The sequence below is a fragment of the Jannaschia seohaensis genome (assembly GCF_900116765.1).
Lineage (GTDB): Bacteria > Pseudomonadota > Alphaproteobacteria > Rhodobacterales > Rhodobacteraceae > Jannaschia > Jannaschia seohaensis.
In genome coordinates this window covers 82,031-100,285 of sequence record NZ_UETC01000011.1, presented here as the reverse complement: position 1 = coordinate 100,285, position 18,255 = coordinate 82,031, and the positions used below count along the sequence as shown (strand labels likewise).

Genomic DNA, 18,255 nt, shown 5'->3' with positions numbered 1-18,255 from the left:
TTGCTTTCTGCGATTGGCGCGGTGACGGTGCCCGTCGCCATCAGTCTTGACGAGACCGCGTCCAACGTGTCGATCCGCCTGTCCGGCAGGCTGCCTGTCGGTGCTCTGACCGAGGGTTTTGCCATGTCTGATGCGGTCCGCGACCCCAAAGAGCGTATCGGGGTTCGGAACGGCCCCCGGGAGCTCTTCGGTGCGACCGGCGCCAAGCCGGCTGCAATCGGCGTGGGAACGGGTCTCGTCTTCGTCTCCGCCATGAGCGGCGACACGGCCTGACCGGTCTCCGCACGTGATCTCATCGGGCTTGCAGCCGATGACGTCGCGGCCCAGCCGCCGCGCAGGACCCGGGCTTTCGCGAGGGACACCTTCACAGCTTTCGGGCTGACCGAGAGTGAGCATGTCCAAGAGCAGCGGCCCGGTGAGACGATGACCCTCGCCGCGGTTTCCGCCATGTCGGCGGCCCCGCTGCCCGCCAGCGGTCGGCTGCCGATCGCATCGCTCGGGGGGGGGCTGGTCAGGCATCGTGCCGGGCGCGAGGCCAAGGTCCGAGCGTCGATCAGGCCTCATTCGCAGCTCTCCCGTAAGGCAGCGATGGCCGCGCCGCTGCCGACGAGGTGGAAGAGCCGGGTCTCGGTCGGCATGTCCAGGCGGGCTTGCGCACCGGCCGCGAGCACTTGGAGCACCTCCGATGGCATCTCGATGTCAACGAGCACGCGCTGGCCCGTCTGGGGGTCGTCGGCCCCGATGCCCTCCAGCCGCCACCGGCGGCCGTCGATGGTCAGGTCCGCTGTGCCGCGCTGATCCACGGCGATGGGATAGGGGCTGAGCACGCGCATCGTCGTCGTGCCGGCGGTGCAGGTGAGGCGAAAGAAACCTTCCTCGGGGCTCTCGCAGGGGCCGAGCCCCGCGGCGCCGTCGGTTGCCCACCAGAGAGACCCGTCGCGGCACTCCCCGCGGAGGTCCTGCGCGGCCGCGGGCGCGGATAGGAAGGCCAGAATCAGGGCGAGACGGATCATGGGGCGGCGGTCCTCTTCCGGCACATGCGGATGGCGGGGGCCATGCGGATGGGTCGGGGGCGGCGGGGAAATCCCCGCCCTAAGGGAGGGCGGGGCCGTAGGGCGGGGGGCTGCCCCCGCCCCTGCATCAGTTGGCGTAGATGCGCTGGCGCGCCTGCTCCAGGCGGTTGAGGATGTCGTCCAGGTTGTCCGGGAACACCATGAACTCCTGCAGGCCTTCCATGCCGATGGCGGCCATCTCGGCCGGGAAATCCCGGTCGAAGAACTGGGCGATGCCGCCCGTGGCGTTCTGCGACAGCATCTCGAAGCCCTGGTTCAGGAACTCGTCGTCATCGACCGAGGAGTTCGCGTTCACCGGCAGCTGGCCCAGCGCGTCGCCCGCGTTGATCTGGGTCTGGACCTCGGCGGAGGTGACGAATTTCAGGAATTCGCGCGCGGCTTCCTTGTTCTCCGCCCCGGTCGGGATGTGGAACGTGTCGGTCGGCGCGTCCTCGCCCAGTTCGACATCGGGGTTGATGACCGGGAACTGGTAGAAGTCTAGCTGGTCGTCGCTGAGGCCGCCATCGCGCAGCGGCGCGACGGCGAAGTTGCCCATCAGGTAGGCGGTCGCCTCGCCGTTGACCATGAAGGGCAGGGCCTCCTGCCAGCTATAGTTCTGATGGTCGTCGATATAGGCGCCCATGTCGATCAGCTGGCGCCAATTCGCGAAGGTCTGACGCACGCGGTCGTCAGTCCAGGGGATCTCGCCCTGCGCCAGCTGCATGTGGAAGTCGAAGCCGTTGGTCCGCATATTGAGGTAGTCGAACCAGCCGCCGGCGGTCCACAGGAAGCGGGTGCCGATGGTGTAGCACTTGCGGCCCGAGTCGAGGATCGCCTGGCAGTTCGCCAGTTCCTGTTCCCAGGTCTCGGGCTCTTCCAGGCCGAGCTCGTTGAAGATGTCCTCGCGGTAATACACGCCCCACTGGTAGTAGGTGTAGGGCACGCCCCACTGCTTGCCGTCGATGGTCATCGCGCCCTTGACGGCGTCGAGCCCCTCGATCTCGTTCCAGAGGTCGGAGACGTCCTCGAACAGCCCGGCATTCACATAGGGCCCCATCCGGTTGGCCGCGTACCAGTTCACCACGTCGGGCGGGTTCGCGCTCAGCACGTTGCGGATCTGGCTCTTCCAGGCTTCGCGGTCGACGACCTCGAGCTCGACGTTCAGCTCCGGGTGCAACTCGCCGAACTGGGCGGCGAGCCCCTCCATCACGGCGCGGGGCGCCGGGTTGGACATGTCGGAAACGATCTTGAAGTCGCCCGAGAGCGACACGTGGCCATCGGCTAGGGCCGGGGCGGTCAATAGGGTGGTGGCGGCCAGGGCCGTCAGGATGGATCGCATGATTTCCTCCCAGTTGCGTCCATGACCCGGTCGATCTGGTGTCCCAAATAGTGAAACCGGGTTTCTTATGTTGAAAACTGTCCCCCGTTCCGCTTAGCCTGTCAACCAGTTTGACGGCCCGGCTCGTCAAACGGTTTGACGCAAGGAGGATCGCGTGAACGTCCAGCGGGGGGGGAGCGATGGCACCGTGGGCAAGGCCCTGGAGGTGCTCGACCGCGTAGCGGCGCTGGGTCGTCCCGTGCGCTTTTCGGAAGTGATGGATCAGTCGCCCTATCCCAAGGCGACGACCTATCGCCTGCTCCAGACACTGACGAACCAGGGCATGCTGCGGCTGGACCCCGATTCGGGAACCTACGCGCCGGGGATGCGCCTGGTGCGCATGGCCCATGCCGCCTGGGCGCAGTCCAGCCTTGCCCCCATCGCGCAGCCGTATCTGGACGAGTTGAGCGAGGCGGTCGGCGAGACCGTCCACCTGGCGCAGCTGGACGGGGCGCAGGTGCTCTATGTCGACAAGCGGAACGCGACGACGCGGGTGCCGATGTATTCGGATGCGGGCAAGGTCGGGCCGGCCTATTGCACGGGCGTGGGCAAGGCGATGCTGGCCTTTCTGCCCGAGGCGGAGCTTGCGCCGGTGCTGGCCCAGCAGAGCTGGCACCGCTTCACGCCCAATACCATCACCACGCCCGAGGCGATGCGCGCCGAACTGGCCGAGATCCGCGCCGCCGGCCACGCCTATGACCGGGAGGAGCACGAGCCCGGCATCCGCTGTATCGCGATGCCGGTCCTGTCGGCCAAGGGGCGGGTGCAGGGAGCGGTTTCGGTCACGACCAACGGGCCCGGGCCGCTCGACGATTATCTGCCGGCGCTTCGGGCGGCGGTCACGAAGATATCCGGCGATCTGCGCGATTGGCGTTTTCCGGACAAAGGGGAGGAGTGAGGCATGGCAGGCGTCGAACTGAAGGGCGTGATCAAACGCTATGGCGACGTTCAGGTGATCCACGGCATCGACCTGGACATCGAGGAGGGCGAGTTCTGCGTCTTCGTCGGCCCGTCGGGCTGCGGGAAGTCCACGCTCCTGCGGATGATCGCCGGGCTGGAAGAGACCTCGGACGGGACCGTCATGATCGGGCCGCGGGACGTGACGCGCGAGGATCCGTCGCAGCGCGGCGTGGCGATGGTGTTCCAGACCTATGCGCTCTACCCGCATATGACCGTCGAGGAGAATATGGGCTTCGGCCTGAAGATGAACGGGCACCCCAAGGCCGAGATCAAGCAGAAGGTCGGCGAAGCCAGCCGGATCCTGAAGCTGGACGAATATCTCAAGCGCAAGCCCGCGGCCCTGTCCGGTGGCCAGCGGCAGCGGGTCGCCATCGGCCGGGCCATCGTGCGCGGGCCCGAGGTGTTCCTGTTCGACGAGCCTCTGTCGAATCTCGACGCCGAATTGCGCGTCGAGATGCGGGTCGAGATCGCGCGGCTCCACAAAGAGATCGGCGCGACGATGATCTACGTCACCCACGATCAGGTCGAGGCCATGACCATGGCCGACAAGATCGTCGTGCTGCGCAGCGGCCGGATCGAGCAGGTGGGCGCGCCGCTCGATCTCTATCGCGACCCGGATAACCGCTTCGTGGCGGGCTTCATCGGGTCGCCCTCGATGAACTTCCTCAAGGGCGTGGTCACGGAGGGCGCGGTCGAGGTAGCGGCGCTCGGCACGCGCGTGTCCCCGCCTGTCACCCTGCCTTCCGAGGGGGCGGAGGTCGTCGTCGGCATGCGGCCCGAACATCTGGAACTGTCGCAAGGCGGATCCCTGACCGTCGATCTGACCGAGGCTTTGGGCGGGGTCAGCTATGCCTATCTGACGGCGTCGACCGGCGAGAAGCTGATCGTCGAGGAGCGCGGCGACATCCGGTCCTCCGAGGGCGACAAGGTCGGGCTAACGATCGCGCCGGAGCGGATCATGGTGTTCGACGCGGCGACGGAGCGGCGGATCCGTTGAAACGCGCGCGGCTTTCGAAGCGGAGCGTCCGGACGATCTGAGCTTTCGTTTCTTTCGGTTTTGCGTCAAGCTCCCCGTCGGGAGGGGGGCCGATGCTTTCGCAACGCCAACAGAAGATCCTGACGCTGATCGAGGAGACGTCCCGCGTGCGGGTCGAAGACCTGGCGCAGCGATTCGCCACGACGCCGCAGACGATTCGCAAGGATCTGCAAGTTCTGGCCGACATGCACAGGGTCGTCCGCTTCCACGGCGGGGCGACCCTGCTCGGTGGCGTCGAATACACGCCTCCGTCCGAGCGGGAGGGCACGGGCCGCGACGCCAAGCGCGCCATCGGGGCCGCCGTTGCGGCACGGCTGCCGCCGACGGGCGCGGTGTTTCTGAACGCGGGCACCACCACGGCGCAGGCCGTGCGTATGATGACCGGGGCCCGGCAGCTTCGGATCATCGTCGACAACGTGGATCTAGCGGCGGAAATCCGTGCTTTGCCGGGGATCGAAGCAGTCGTGCCCGGGGGCGCGGTGCGGCGCAGCGACGGCGCGATCCTGGGGGCCGAAGCCGTGGACTATGTGCGCCAGTTCCGGCCCGATTATGCGGTGATCGGGGCGGCGGCCGTGGCCGAAGATGGCGGGCTGCTCGATTTCGACCTCGCCGAGGTGCAGGTCTGCCGCGCGATGATGGCCCATGCGCGCCATGTCGTCCTGGCGGTCGATTCGTCCAAGTTCAGCCGCAGCGCCCCGGTCCGATTCGGCGCGTTGGACGATGTCGACACGCTGGTGACGGATTCCGGCGCGCCGGACTGGGTCTCGACGCTCTGCGCCCGGTGCGAGGTCGATCTGGTGGTGGTTCCGGTCTGATCGGCGCTTGACACACGCTTTCGATTTCGAAAGGGTCGAAGCTGGAGGCGCGCGAGATCGAAAGTCCGCGCGAACAGGGAGGTCTCATGGCTTGGCATGTCACAGGCGCGCGCGTGCTCGCCTTGGTCAACGCGCCTGTGCTCACGCTCGGGCGCGGGGTCGGGATCGTCTGCATGGCGCTGATGGTCGTCTTCATCCTCGTGCAGGTCTTCTGGCGCTACGTGCTTTCGAACCCGCTGCCCTGGCCCGAGGAGGCGGCGCGCTTTCTGATGCTGTGGCTGATGGTGGTGGCGCCGACGGGCCTGCGGCGGGGCGGTTTCGTCGCTATCGACATGATCCAGCTCGTCCTGCCGCGCATCGCTGGCGGCCTGCTGACGCTGTTCCTGCTTCTGCTGTCGTTGGTCGTGCTGGTCGTTGGGGTCAAGATCGGCTTTGCCGAGGTCACGGGCTTTTCCGGCCGGTTCAAGACATCGTCGCTTTACTATCCGACCCTCGAGGGCTGGGTGAAGATGCCCCGCTCGTGGATGATGGCCTCGCTTGTCGTTGGACTGGCCATGATGGTCTCGGTGACGGTGGAGCTGATCCTGCGCCAGATCGCGGTCATGGCAGGCGCCGGGAACGATCTGCCGGTCATTCCCGAGGCGTCGACGGTGGGGGCGGAATGATGCGCGCCCAAAGCTCCGCCGCCCTGCCGTTCGGCGTCACGTCTGATCCCACCCAGTCCGCGAAGGAGAGCGCGTCGTGCTAGTCTGGTTCCTGCCGCTCTTCTTGTTGCTCCTGATGGTCGGGCTGCCGGTCTTCTTCGCGCTTCTGGCCGCGCCCGGGGTGATGCTCTGGCTCAATGGCGATGCCAAAGACTTCGTCCTGCTCTACCGCAATACCTATAACGGGATGGACAGCTTCCCGCTGATGGCGATCCCATTCTTCATGCTGGCGGGTGAGATGATGAACCGGGGCGGGATCACCCTGCGTCTCGTCGAATTCGCGCAGGCCTGCGTCGGCCATTTCCGCGCCGGGCTCGCGCAGGTGAACATCCTGTCGTCGATGCTGTTCGCGGGTCTGTCGGGCTCGGCCGTGGCCGACACCTCGGCGCTGGGGTCGATGCTGATCCCCGCCATGGAGAAGGAGGGCTACACCCGCCGCTTCGCCGCCGCCGTCACCGCGGCGTCGAGCGTGATCGGGCCGATTATCCCGCCCTCGGGGATCATGATCATCTACGCCTACGTGATGGAGCAGTCCGTCGCCGCCCTGTTCCTCGCCGGGATCATCCCCGGTGCCCTGGTCGGCATCGGCCTGATGATCGTCACCAACATCATCGCCCGCCGCAACCCGGACGCGATGCCCGCGCTCAAGCGCCGCGCCACCTGGCCCGAAAAGGGGCGGGCCTCTCTCAAGGCGTTCTTCCCCCTTATGACGCCGGTCATCATCCTGGGCGGCATCCTGCTGGGCTGGTTCACTCCGACCGAAGCATCTGCGGTGGCCGTGGCCTACGCCGCGCTCGTCTCGCTCTTCATCCTGCGGGAGATGTCCTGGCGCGACCTGCCGGACATCCTGGGCAAGGCGGCGCTGATCTCTTCGGTGGTGCTGCTGCTGGTCGGCGCGGCTCTGGCGTTCAAGACTGTGGTCGCGCTGAGCCACGCGCCCGAGGCGCTGGCGGAGTTCATCCTGTCGCTGTCGCAGAACCCGCTGGTCCTGCTGCTGCTGATCAACCTGCTGCTGTTTATCGTCGGCATGTTCCTGGATGCGGGGCCCGCGATCATCATCCTCGGGCCGATCCTGGGACCGATCTTCGTCGAGCTTGGCGTCGACCCGGTGCATTTTGCCATCATCATGTCCGTCAACCTGACGGTGGGGCTGGCGACACCGCCAATGGGGCTTGTGCTCTTCGTTGCGAGTTCCGTCTCGGGGGAACGGGTGGAAACCATCGCCAAGGCGATCCTGCCTTTCCTGGCCGTCGAGATCCTCGTGATATTCCTAATAACTTACGTGCCGCCGATCTCCCTCGCCCTGCCGCGCTTCTTCGGGTTCCTGTGATGGCGATGCGGAAGCCGTTGACTTGCCATGAGAGAAACGGTCAGGCTCTGGGTCCGGGCCTCGCGCCTCGGAGGAGGGGTGATGCGAGGTCCCGCACCAAGGGAGGACCTTACATGACTAGATCCCACATGCTGACTGTTCTGGCGGCGACGACGGCCCTGGCCGCGCCGGCCCTGGCTCAGGACAACATGGACAAGCTGTCCAACATGCAGCGGACGGATGCGACCTTCACCTATATCGATCAGGAGGGAGACCGGGCCGAGGCCCTTCGGAACATCGTCCCGCATATCAACGTGCCCGACGGGTTCGAGGTCAGCCTCTACGCCGTCGTGCCCGATGCGCGGTCCATGGCCATGGCGCCGCAGGGCACCGTGCTTTTCGCCGGCACGCGCAAGGACAAGGTGTGGTCGATCGTCGACCGCGACCGCGACCGCGTCGCCGATGAGGTGAAGGACTTCGCGCCGTCGGTGTCGTTCGACATTCCGAACGGGCCCTGCTTCTCGCCCGACGGGTTCCTTTACATCGCCGAGCGGAACCGCATCCTGGTATTCCCGGCCGCCGAGTTCTTCTTCGAGAGCCCGGACATCGCGGTGGGCACGGTGGTTGCGCAGGGCGAGCTGATCCCGCCGGAGGAGGAGAGCTTCAACCACTCCGCCCGGGTCTGCGATATCGGTCCGGATGGCATGCTCTATGTCTCGCTCGGTCAACCTCACAACGTGCAGCCGGTCGACAAGATCGAGATGTATGACGAGATCGGCATCGGCGGCATCATCCGCATGAACACCGACGGATCGGGCCGCGAGGTCTATACCCGCGGCGTGCGCAACTCGGTCGGCCAGGACTTCAACCCGGCGACGGGCGAACTCTGGTGGACCGACAACCAGGTCGACGGCATGGGCGACGACATCCCGCCGGGCGAGCTGAACCGCCAGACGGCGGCGGGCCAGCATTTCGGCTTCCCCTGGACGAACTCGCGCGTCGAGATCGTATCGGAGAGCGAGCATCCCCGTCCCGAGGGCGTGGAATTCATCGAGCCGCAGCTTGAGCTCACGGCCCATGCCGCGGATCTAGGGATGCGCTTCTACCACGACGACTCGTTCCCCGAGCAGTATCACGGCGGCATCTTCTGGGCGCAGCACGGATCGTGGAACCGCACGACGCCCGTGGGCGCGCGGGTGATGTTCACCGCGCTCGACCCGGAGACGGGCGATGCGGTCGGGGCCCAGGTCTTCGCCGATGGCTGGCTCAACGAGGACACCGGCGAATATCGCGGGCGCCCGATGGATATCGAGTTCCTCCCGGACGGCTCCATGCTGGTGTCGGACGACTTCGCGGGCGCGATCTGGCGGATCGCCTACAACCCGAGCGAGGACGGATGATCCGACCCCTCACACTGATCCTCGGCGGGCTCACGCTCGCCGGGGGCATCCCGGCCCAGGCCGGCGATCCGGCCGCGGGTCGGCAGGTGGCGAATATGTGCCGTACCTGTCACGGGCTGGACGGCTATGCCGCCATCCCCATCGCGCCGCATATCGGCGGCGAACCGGCGGAGTATCTCGCCGCGCAGCTTATGGCCTTCAAGACCGGCGCGCGCGAGCACGAGATGATGAGTATCGTCGCGGGCGGCCTCTCGGAATCACAGATCGCCGACGTTTCCGCCTGGTACGCCGCCCATGATGTCGTCGCCACCCTGCCCGAGGGGGTCTCGGAGGACGACGCGCCGGAGCTTTGTGCCGGCTGCCACGGGGTGAACGGACTGGCCGTCGTGCCGGACGCGCCCAACCTCGCGGGGGAGGTCAACGTCTACACCGACACCCAGCTCAAGGCATTCCGCAGCGGTCGGAGGGAACACGAGGTGATGTCCGGCATCGCCGCGGACCTGACCGACGAGGAGATCCGCGAGGTGGCCAACTGGTACGCCGAGATCGTGCTGGAGATCACGCCGCCGGAGTGACGGTGGGCAGAGGCGCTTTCCTTCGCCCTCGGGCGATGGACGCAAGCAGGGGCATCGCGCCAGGTGCCCCCGTTCGAGAAGGGAGGCGGCCGGATCGGCCGCCTCGGACTGGGAAAGGCCGAATGCGCGGGGGGACACCCGCGGTTTGCGGCGAGAACGGGGGCATCGTTGGGATGCGCCCAGAGGGAGGAAAGACATGAAACTCGCATCCATGCTCAAGGCCGGGGCTCTGGCCGCGCTCGTCGCGCTGCCGGGCGCCGCGGCCTGGGCAGACGCGCATACGATCAATCTGCGCGCCACGGCGAACTCCAACGAGAACGACGAGGATTATGACGGCCTCGTCGTGTTCAAGAATTATGTCGAGAACGCCTCGAACGGCGCGATCACCGTCGAGCTGTTCATCGGCACGCAGCTCTGCTCCAACGGGGCGGAGTGCCTTCAGGGCGTGGCCGACGGCTCCATCGACATCTTCGTGACCACTTCGGGCGGCGCCGCGGGGATCTTTCCTTACGTCCAGATCTTCGACCTGCCCTACCTGATGGCCGATGACCGCATCGCCGAGGAGGTGCTGACGGGCACCGATCTGGTCGCGCAGCTGCGGGCGAAGGCGCTGGAGGATTCCGGCGACACCATCCGGATCATGACCGTGGGCAATACCGGCGGCTGGCGCAACTTTGCCAACACCGTGCGCCCGGTCGAAAATCCCGAGGATCTGGCCGGTCTGAAGATCCGCACCGTCGTGGCCGACCTCCCGCAGGAGTTGGTTCGCGCGCTGGGCGCCTCGCCGACGCCGATCCCGTGGCCCGAGCTGTTCACCTCGTTCCAGACGGGCGTCGTCGAGGGCTCCAAGAACGGCATCACCGATATCATGGGGATGAAGTTCCCGGATGCGGGCCTGCAATACGTCACCCTGGACGGGCACGCCTACATGGCCGCCATCTGGGTGATGAACAACCAGAAGTTCCAGGAGATGGACGACGCGATGAAGCGCGTGATCGTCGATGGTTTCTCTGCGCTCCAGCAAGCCACCTTCGCCTCGCCCAAGCGCAAGTCGATCCAGGCCTATGAGGAGTTCGTGGCCGGCGGCGGCAACCTCTACGTGCCCACGCCCGAGCAGAAGCAGGCCTTCCAGGACGCCGCGGCCCCCGTCTACGACTGGTTCGCGAACAATGTGGATGGCGGCGAGGAGATGCTCGCCAACTTCCGCGCGGCCATCGAAGAGGCCGAGGCCGAGATCAACGCCCGCCGCGACGCGGAGCTGAACTGATCTGAACCCGGGCCGGGCGTTCGCGCCCGGCCCGTCAGGCGGCCCAGATGTCGCCCTTTTCCTCCGATTCTCTCGCGTCCGCCGGGGGGGCGACCTCCGCCAGTTCGAAACTCTCCACCAAGTCGGAGAGATCGCGCGTGGCGTCGGCCAGCCCCTGCGCCAACGCGACCCCGCCCCGGGACGCCTCGACATTGCGCTCGACCAGATCCGACATGGCCTCCACCGTCTGCTCGATGACCCCGAACCGGTCCGCCTGCGCCTCGCCCGAGCGGGTGATGCCGTCGACGACATGGCCGATCTCCACCAGCCGCTCCCGCAGCTTCGACAGGGCGGCGCCGGTGTCGTCGGTCATGCGGCGGCTGCGCAGGACTTGCTCGGCGTTCTCCTCGGCATGGGCGCGGATGTCGTCCGCCCCCTTCGTCACCCGCGTCGCCAGGGAGCGGACCTCGGTCGCGACGATGGCGAAGCCGCGCCCGGCATCGCCCGCGCGCGCGGCCTCGACCGCGGCGTTCAGCGACAACAGATGGGTTTGGTGCGCGATGGCGTCGATCAGATCGGCGAGTTCGCGGACCGAGGCGCTTCCCTCCTCGATCCGGCCCATCCCCTCCGCCACGGCGGCGATACCCGCGCCGGCCTGCTGCGCCTCCTCGCCGAGCAGGCGGAGCACCTCGCCCGCCTCTTCCGCGGCGGCGCGGTTGGCGTCGAGCGCATCGCGCATGGCGCCTGCGCCATCGGTGAGCACGTCGAGATTGTCCCGCTCCGCCCCTGCGCGGTCCTCCAGAGCGTCGGCGGTGAGATGCAACTCGTCGGCCGCGCGCGCGATCTGCTGGGAGATGTCGCGGATGCGCGAGATCGTTTCGGCCATGGCCGAGATCGAGGTCGCCAGATCCGTCTGCAGCGCGGCGAAGTCGCCCTCGAACCCGCCCTCCATCCGGGCGTCCAGCCGCCCCTGCGCCAGGGCCCGCAGCGCCGTCATCGCCGCGCGCAGCCCCGCGCCCAAGGCGTCCATGAGCGCGTTCAGATCCGTTCCGATCGCCGCCAGTGCCGGGTCGTCGAACCGACCCTCCACCCGGCAGGACAGGTCCCCGGCCCGTGCCGCGCGCAGCACCGCGCCCAGCCCGTCGCGCAGCCGCTCCTGGAGCGCCCGCCGCTCCGCCGCGCGGGCGGCTTCGTCCAGACGGCCGAAGGCGCGCATCACGCCCATCAGGTCCGCATTCATCGCGCCCAGGAAGATCCTGGCCCCCGTTTCGCCCAGCCCGAGAAAGCGCTGCGTCCGCTCCAACAGCGTGCCCAGCATGAGCGTTTGGAGGAACTGATGGGTGTCCGCATAGGTCTCGAAGCTCTCGCCCCGATCGGTCATGCGACGGGCCAGCTTGTCCTGATGTTCGATCCGCTCTTCGGGCGTGCCGAGGAAGGCTGCCTCGATCCGCGCGCGGGCCATGTCGAAGACCGGGCGCGGCACCTCGGCGGCGGGGACGTCGAAGGCCTGGGAGAGGACGGTCGTCAGATGCGCGTCCAGGTCCAGCGCGCAGATCGCGAACACCTCAGGGGCGGTTTGCGGCGGCTGCGATCGGGTGAATCTGGGCATCGGCGCGCGATCTCTGGCGGGGACAGGACCCGACCGGGCTATCGCGCTTGGTTGAAGGATTCCTTAAGGCGGCTAGCGGAACGGGTACATCCAGACCTTGTAGTCGTCGACCATCGCATGGGCCTGGGCGATCTGCTCCGGCGTCATCTTCTTGACCACTTCTTCCTGGCTGATCGCCGCGTCCGGGTCGCCGCCGATGGCCGAGAGAGCATACCACATATAGGCGCGCACCAGGTCCGGGGCGGGCATGCCCGTGCCGACCTCGTAATACCAGCCGACACCCGATTGCGCGCCCGGATGCCCCTTCATGGCCGAGCGCAGATACCAGTCGAAGGCGCGCATCTCGTCGCGCTCCACGCCCAGGCCCAGGGCGTACATCACGCCGATCAGTTCTTCCGCGTCGGCATTTCCCGAACGGGCGGCGGGCCAAAGCGCGTCATAGGCTTCCTCGAAGCGGTTCGCCTCCATCAGGTCGCGCGCCTCCTCGATATCGGCGGCGGCCGGCAGGGCCAGCAGGGCCAGGGCCAAGGCAATCCGTTTCATGCGCTCCTCCTCGCGCTCAGTGTGGCCGGGCCGATGACGCCTGCCAAGGCGGAAGAGGTCGCCTTCCACCCTTTCCGCGAGGACAGGGCCGCGATCGGGCAGCTGCTGTTCTACGATCCGATCCTCTCGGGCAACCGCAACATCTCCTGCGCGACCTGCCACCACCACGACACGTTCTCGGCCGACGGGCTCAGCCTCGGGATCGGGGAGGGCGGCGCCGGCGTCGGAACGAAGCGGACGGCCGGCGAAGGGCCCGACGCGATCCGCAAGCGGGTGCCGCGCAACGCGCCCGCGCTCTGGAACCTGGGCGCGGTGGAGTTCGAGAGCTTCTTCCATGACGGGCGGATCTCGCGCGGGGACGCCTATGGCCGCGGCTGGATCACGCCGGCCGAGGAATGGCTGCCCGACGGCCTGCCCAACTTGTTGACCGTGCAAGCCCTTTTCCCGATGACGGCGCAGTTCGAGATGGCCGGAAACACCGGCGAGAACGAAGTGATCGGCGCCGTGCAGGACCGGATCGACCTGGGCTGGCCGATCCTCGCCAAGCGGGTGCGGACCATCCCCGCCTATGGCGATGCGCTGGTGGCGGCCTTCGACCTGGAGAGCACCGAGGGCGTGCGGATCGAGCATATCGCCATCGCGCTCGCAGATTTCATGAACGCGGAGTGGCGGTCGCTGGATTCGCCCTACGATGCCTGGCTCGCCGGAGAGGGCGCGCTCACCCCGGCGCAGGAGCGCGGGCGCGAGCTGTTCTTCGGGCGCGCCAATTGCGCCACCTGCCATTCCGGGCCGCTCTTCACCGATCACGGCTTCCACGCGCTGGGCCTGCCGCCTTTCGGCCCGGGCCGCACGCGGCGCTTCGATCCGATGCCGCGCGATGTGGGCCGAATGGCCGAGACCGACGATCTGGAGGATGCCTACAAGTTCCGGACCCCCAGCCTGCGCAATGTGACGCTGACCGCGCCCTACGGCCATAACGGCGCCTACCCGACCTTGGAGGGGATCATCCGCCATCACGCGGACCCGCTGGCGGCGCTGGACGCCTGGACGCCCCAGATGGCCAAGCTGCCCGCGGCGGACTGGCTCCGACCGATCGACTTCGTGATCCAGCAGGACCGCCGGGAGATGGCGCGGGTGCGGGCGACGATCACCATCGAACCGGTCGCGCTGAACGAGGCGGAGATCGCCGATCTCGTCGCCTTTCTGGGCGCGCTGGAAGGGGGGGCGAGCCGCCATGGGCGGCTCGGGCCGCCGGATGCCGTGCCCTCGGGACTGGAGGTGGAGCGATGACTCGATTGCTCGTCGCGGGCATCGCGGTGATGGACTATGTCCAGCGCGTCGACGCCTTGCCCCGGACCGAAGGCAAGCACCGCTCTCGCAGCTTCGAGCGGATCGGCGGCGGCTGCGCCGCCAACGCCGCCGTGGGCGCGGCGCGGCTGGGCGGGGCGGTCACGCTGGTCACGCGGATGGGCACGGACGCCACCGGGGACGAGCTGGCCGCGATGCTGGAGGCCGCGGGCGTTACCCCCGCCTTCGCGCGCGGCGGACGCACGCCGCTCTCCTCGGTGATGGTCGACCCGGAAGGCGAGCGGATGATCGTCAACTTCCCTGGCGAGGACCTGCCCACCGCGCCGCCCGCCTTGCCGGACTTCGACGCCGCCCTCGTCGATTGCCGCTGGCCCGAGGCGGCCGAGGCCGTCCTGCGCAGCGCTCGCGAGGCCGGACGGCCCGCCGTTCTGGACGGGGAGAAATACACGCCCGAGCCGCTCGCCGCCCTGGCCACCCACACCGTCTTCAGCGCACCGGGCCTCCGCGACTTTGCCGGATGCGAAGATCTTGGGGAGGCGCTTGCCCAGGCCGCGCGCCGTCTGCCGGGGCACGTCGCCTATACCGACGGCCCGATTGGTGTCGTCTGGGCCGACGGCCTGCATGTCCCCGCGCCCGCCATCGACGCCGTCGATACGCTGGGCGCGGGCGATCTGTGGCACGGCGCCTTCGCGCTCGCCTTGGGGCGCGGCCAGGACCGCGCCGCCGCCTCCGATTACGCCAACCGCGCCGCGGCGCTCAAATGCACCCGGCCCGGTGGCTGGGACGCCTATCCGACCGAAAAGGACCTCCGATGACTCTCACCCCTGGCAAGCAGCTTGGCTTCCGCCGCATGTCCGACTCAGAAGGCCGCTTCAAGATGACCGCGGTCGATCAGCGCCCGCCGATCAAGGCCCCCATCGCCGAGGCGCGCGGCGGATACGCCCCCTGGGAGGACGTGGCCGCCGTCAAGACCGCCTTGCTGGAGGCGCTGCAACCCGCCTCGACGGCCATGCTGCTCGATCCCCATTACGCGATCCCCCATGGCTGGCGCGTCTTCGACCCACGCAAGGGGCTGATCGTGACCTTGGAGGACTCGCTCTTCGAGGAGACGGGGCAGGGCCGCTATTCGGCCGAGATCGACGACTGGTCCGTGAGCAAGATCAAGCGCATGGGCGGCGACGCGGTGAAGGTCCTGGCCTGGTTCCGCCCCGACATCTCGGACACGGTGCGCGTGGCGCAGGAGGACTTCGTCAAGCGGACCGGCGATCTCTGCGCCCGCTACGACATTCCCTTCCTGTTCGAACTTCTGGTCCACCCGGTGGAAAGCGACGCGGAGCAGACCTCCGAATATACCGAGATGGCGACGAAGCACGCCGACCACGTGCTGAAGTCGGTCGAGCATTTCGCCGGGGCCGAGTACGGTGTCGACGTCTTCAAGCTGGAGAGCCCGGTCCCGGCCAAGGGCATCACGGCCGGCGACGCTTCGATCCAAGCCCTTTTCGACGAGATGGGCAAGCTGGCCGCGCGGCCCTGGGTGATGCTGTCGGCGGGCGCGGGCAAGGACGATTTCGCCACCGTGCTCGACTACGCCTACGCGGCGGGCGCCTCGGGTTATCTGGCGGGCCGAGCGATCTGGCTGGACGCGTTCCGCGAATGGCCGGACATGGAGGCGATGCGCGCCGGGCTGACCCGCGACTCGGTCCCCTACATGGAGCGGTTGAACGCCCTGACCGACGAGAAGGCCACGCCCTGGCACACCCATGCCTGCTACGGCGGCGACGGGCTCGCCTTTGTCGACCCCACGGCGGGCTTCCGCCACGGCTATGAGGACATCCGATGAAGATCGCGCTTCTGCCGCTGGGGCGGCCCACCTTCGACGTGCCCTATGCCGAAGAGAAGCTGGCCGCGATGCTGGCGCATCTCGACGCCTGGGCCGACGCCGCGGGCCATGAGATCACCGGGCCGCGCCATCTGCTGATGGAGGCCGATCCGTCGGCGCTGTGGGCCGAGGCCGACGCGCTTCTGATCCTTCAGGTCACCTTCACCGACGCGGCCTTCGCCACCCAGGCCGCCACCGGCTTCGCCGGCCCCGTGGCTGTCTGGGCTGTGCCCGAGCCGCGGGTCGGTGGGCGTCTGCGGCTCAATGCCTTCTGTGGGCTGAACCTGCTCAGCCATGCGCTGGGTCTCAATGACCGGCCCTTCACCTGGGCCTATGGCGATACCCCCGACCTCGACGCGCTGCTGCTGGGTCCGGTCCAGGCGCCGAAGCTCGGTGCCCCCTCGACCGCCCCTGCCCGTGAGATCCGCCGCGACCTGCGCATCGCCCGCATCGGGGAACGCCCCGGCGGCTTCGACACCTGCGCCTATGACAAGGCCGCGCTCCGCGCCCTGACCGGCGCCGAGGTGATGGAGCTGGAGCTGCCGGACCTGTTCGACCGCGCGCGGGCGATGGAGGGCCCCGACCCCCGCCACGTCGCCCAGGCCGAGTCGCTGGCGGGCGTCGAGACGCTCGACCGGGGCGAGCTCGACCGCTCCCTCCGCCTTGCCGGTGCGCTGGAGGGTCTGCGCGACGAGCACCATTTCGACGCCATGGCGATCCGCTGCTGGCCCGAGACCTTCACCGAATATGGCGGCGCCGTCTGCGGCCCCGTCTCGATGCTGGGCGAGGCCCGGACCCCCTGCGCCTGCGAAGCCGATGTCTACGGCGCCGTCACCCAGGCCATCCTTCAGGAAGTGGCCGACGCGCCCGTCTTCCTCGCCGACCTCGTCGATATGGATGGCGAGACCGGCGTGGTCTGGCATTGCGGCCAGGCGCCCGCCTCGATGGCCGCGGGGGAGATGGCCGCGACGGTCCACACCAACCGCAAACAGGCGCTGCTGCTGGAATTCCCGCTCAAGCCCGGCCGCGTGACGCTGTTTCGGCTGTCCCAGGCGCGGGGGCGCCAGCAGGTCATCATCGCCACCGGCGAGATAATCGAGGCGCCGATGGCCTTCACCGGCACCTCCGGCACGCTGCGCTTTGACCGGGGCGCTGACGCGGTGCTGGCCGATGTGATGGCCAGCGGCTTGGAGCACCACATGGCCCTCGCCTATGGCGACCACGGCCCCGCGCTGGCCGGGGTCGCGCGCGGCTTGGGCATCGACCTTCTGGAGTTGGGGGCATGATCCGTTACGGACTGATTGGCGCGGGCATGATGGGGCAGGAGCATATCCGCAACATCAACCTCCTTCCGGACGCCGCTGTCACCGCCATCGCCGATCCGGATGAGGGGATGCGGTCTCTCTCGCTGGCCACCGCGGGCCAGGCTACGGCCTATGCCGACCCGGGCGAGATGATCCGCCGGGACGATTGCGACGTCTACCTGATCGCGGCGCCCAACGACCTGCATGCGGAGATGCTGCAGAGCCTGATGGCCACCGACAAGCCGATCCTGGTCGAAAAGCCCCTGGCCACCACCAGCGCCGCCTGCCGGGACCTCTTGAATATGGCCAAGGGGCGCCCGTCGCCGATCTGGGTGGCGATGGAGTATCGCTACATGCCTCCGATCCAGCGCCTGCTCAGCGCGATCGAGCAGGGCGCGACCGGCGATCCCCGCATGGTCGCTATCCGCGAGCACCGCTTTCCGTTCCTGCCCAAGGTTAACGACTGGAACCGGTTCAACGCGCGCACCGGGGGCACGCTGGTCGAGAAGTGCTGCCACTTCTGGGACCTGATGCGCCTCATCATGCGGTCGGATCCGATCCGCGTCTACGCCTCCGCGGGGGTCGACGTGAACCACCGGGACGAGCGCTATGCCGGCGGCATTCCCGACATCGTCGACAACGCCTTCGTGATCGTCGATTTCGAGAACGGCACCCGAGGCATGCTCGATCTGTGCATGTTCGCCGAGGGCAGCCATTGGCAGGAGTCCGTCTCGGTCACCGGCCCCCGCGCCCGCTGCGACGCGCTGATCCCGGGCCCCGCCCGCTTCGCGCCCGACGGCGCCCCCCGCGAGGCGGAGTTCGTGACCTCCATCCGCGCGCTCAAGAAGGAGGTGCGGGAAGTGGTCCACACGCCACCCGAGCTTCTGATCGCGGGCGACCATCATGGCTCCACCTTCTACCAGCACGAACGCTTCCTCGATCTCGTCCGCCGCGGCTCCGGCACGCCGGAAGTGACGCTGGAAGACGGCTATTGGTCCGTTCTGGTGGGCGAGGCCGCCGAAGAATCCGCCCGCTCCGGCCAGGCCATCGATCTCCGGGGCCGCGCCCCGTGACGGGGGCGCGCGCTGCGTCCTTCTTCCCTGTTCAAATATCCCACGGGGGTCCGGGGGTGTGAAA

At 68.1% G+C, this 18,255-nt stretch carries 18 protein-coding genes; 14 read left to right on the top strand and 4 right to left on the bottom strand.

Features of this window, described 5'->3' with window-relative positions; translation table 11 throughout:
- The gene (locus tag DTQ71_RS18000; RefSeq protein WP_170125491.1) at positions 1-273 is read left to right on the top strand and encodes a hypothetical protein; all 273 of its coding nucleotides are present in this window, start codon (positions 1-3) and stop codon (positions 271-273) included.
- A 287-nt stretch (positions 274-560) separates the two neighbouring features.
- On the opposite strand, the gene DTQ71_RS17995 is transcribed toward DTQ71_RS18000, so the two are convergent.
- Positions 561-1,013 carry a hypothetical protein gene (locus DTQ71_RS17995; RefSeq protein ID WP_109565689.1) on the bottom strand — a complete coding sequence of 151 codons (453 nt, stop codon included), beginning with the start codon at positions 1,011-1,013 and terminating at the stop codon, positions 561-563.
- A 127-nt stretch (positions 1,014-1,140) separates the two neighbouring features.
- Positions 1,141-2,391, bottom strand: a complete 1,251-nt coding sequence (locus DTQ71_RS17990; protein WP_109565688.1) for an ABC transporter substrate-binding protein — start codon at positions 2,389-2,391, stop codon at positions 1,141-1,143.
- Positions 2,392-2,545: 154 nt separating this feature from the next.
- Between DTQ71_RS17990 and DTQ71_RS17985 the strand changes: the two genes are divergently transcribed.
- The 8 genes from DTQ71_RS17985 (at position 2,546) to DTQ71_RS17950 (ending at position 10,496) form a co-directional block, all read left to right on the top strand.
- Positions 2,546-3,328 (top strand): IclR family transcriptional regulator, encoded by a 783-nt coding sequence (locus tag DTQ71_RS17985; protein ID WP_109565687.1) that lies wholly within the window; start codon positions 2,546-2,548, stop codon positions 3,326-3,328.
- 3 nt (positions 3,329-3,331) lie between these two features.
- Positions 3,332-4,387 (top strand): ABC transporter ATP-binding protein, encoded by a 1,056-nt coding sequence (locus DTQ71_RS17980; protein ID WP_109565686.1) that lies wholly within the window; start codon positions 3,332-3,334, stop codon positions 4,385-4,387.
- Positions 4,388-4,479: 92 nt separating this feature from the next.
- The gene (locus DTQ71_RS17975; RefSeq protein WP_109565685.1) at positions 4,480-5,241 is read left to right on the top strand and encodes a DeoR/GlpR family DNA-binding transcription regulator; all 762 of its coding nucleotides are present in this window, start codon (positions 4,480-4,482) and stop codon (positions 5,239-5,241) included.
- A gap of 86 nt (positions 5,242-5,327) precedes the next feature.
- Positions 5,328-5,906 carry a TRAP transporter small permease gene (locus DTQ71_RS17970; RefSeq protein ID WP_109565684.1) on the top strand — a complete coding sequence of 193 codons (579 nt, stop codon included), beginning with the start codon at positions 5,328-5,330 and terminating at the stop codon, positions 5,904-5,906.
- A 76-nt stretch (positions 5,907-5,982) separates the two neighbouring features.
- Positions 5,983-7,275: a TRAP transporter large permease gene (locus DTQ71_RS17965; RefSeq protein ID WP_109565683.1), complete on the top strand. Its 1,293-nt coding sequence runs from the start codon at positions 5,983-5,985 to the stop codon at positions 7,273-7,275.
- Positions 7,276-7,388: 113 nt separating this feature from the next.
- Positions 7,389-8,654 (top strand): PQQ-dependent sugar dehydrogenase, encoded by a 1,266-nt coding sequence (locus tag DTQ71_RS17960; RefSeq protein WP_170125490.1) that lies wholly within the window; start codon positions 7,389-7,391, stop codon positions 8,652-8,654.
- On the top strand, positions 8,651-9,229 hold the full coding sequence (locus tag DTQ71_RS17955) for a c-type cytochrome (protein ID WP_109565681.1): 579 nt from the start codon (positions 8,651-8,653) through the stop codon (positions 9,227-9,229). Before DTQ71_RS17960 ends, DTQ71_RS17955 begins: the two co-directional genes overlap by 4 nt.
- Before the next feature lie 196 nt (positions 9,230-9,425).
- Positions 9,426-10,496 carry a TRAP transporter substrate-binding protein gene (locus tag DTQ71_RS17950; protein ID WP_245947641.1) on the top strand — a complete coding sequence of 357 codons (1,071 nt, stop codon included), beginning with the start codon at positions 9,426-9,428 and terminating at the stop codon, positions 10,494-10,496.
- Positions 10,497-10,530: 34 nt separating this feature from the next.
- Here DTQ71_RS17950 and DTQ71_RS17945 read toward each other — a convergent pair whose 3' ends face one another.
- Together DTQ71_RS17945 and DTQ71_RS17940 are read right to left on the bottom strand one after the other, a co-directional pair.
- Entirely contained in the window at positions 10,531-12,039 is a 1,509-nt protein-coding gene (locus DTQ71_RS17945; protein ID WP_170125489.1) for a methyl-accepting chemotaxis protein, read from the bottom strand.
- A gap of 117 nt (positions 12,040-12,156) precedes the next feature.
- Positions 12,157-12,627, bottom strand: coding sequence for a tetratricopeptide repeat protein (locus tag DTQ71_RS17940; protein WP_109565679.1), 471 nt, complete (start codon positions 12,625-12,627; stop codon positions 12,157-12,159).
- 33 nt (positions 12,628-12,660) lie between these two features.
- Between DTQ71_RS17940 and DTQ71_RS17935 the strand changes: the two genes are divergently transcribed.
- From DTQ71_RS17935 to DTQ71_RS17915, 5 genes are read left to right on the top strand one after another with little or no spacing between them, the layout of a single operon-like run.
- Positions 12,661-13,917, top strand: coding sequence for a cytochrome-c peroxidase (locus DTQ71_RS17935; RefSeq protein ID WP_109565678.1), 1,257 nt, complete (start codon positions 12,661-12,663; stop codon positions 13,915-13,917).
- Positions 13,914-14,750 (top strand): PfkB family carbohydrate kinase, encoded by an 837-nt coding sequence (locus DTQ71_RS17930; RefSeq protein WP_109565677.1) that lies wholly within the window; start codon positions 13,914-13,916, stop codon positions 14,748-14,750. The genes DTQ71_RS17935 and DTQ71_RS17930 overlap by 4 nt, the downstream gene beginning before the upstream one ends.
- Positions 14,747-15,775: a tagatose 1,6-diphosphate aldolase gene (locus tag DTQ71_RS17925; protein WP_109565676.1), complete on the top strand. Its 1,029-nt coding sequence runs from the start codon at positions 14,747-14,749 to the stop codon at positions 15,773-15,775. Before DTQ71_RS17930 ends, DTQ71_RS17925 begins: the two co-directional genes overlap by 4 nt.
- Positions 15,772-17,100 carry an L-fucose/L-arabinose isomerase family protein gene (locus tag DTQ71_RS17920; RefSeq protein ID WP_109565675.1) on the top strand — a complete coding sequence of 443 codons (1,329 nt, stop codon included), beginning with the start codon at positions 15,772-15,774 and terminating at the stop codon, positions 17,098-17,100. Before DTQ71_RS17925 ends, DTQ71_RS17920 begins: the two co-directional genes overlap by 4 nt.
- The gene (locus tag DTQ71_RS17915) at positions 17,097-18,191 is read left to right on the top strand and encodes a Gfo/Idh/MocA family protein (RefSeq protein ID WP_109565674.1); all 1,095 of its coding nucleotides are present in this window, start codon (positions 17,097-17,099) and stop codon (positions 18,189-18,191) included. Before DTQ71_RS17920 ends, DTQ71_RS17915 begins: the two co-directional genes overlap by 4 nt.
- The last annotated feature ends 64 nt before the right edge of the window (positions 18,192-18,255 follow it).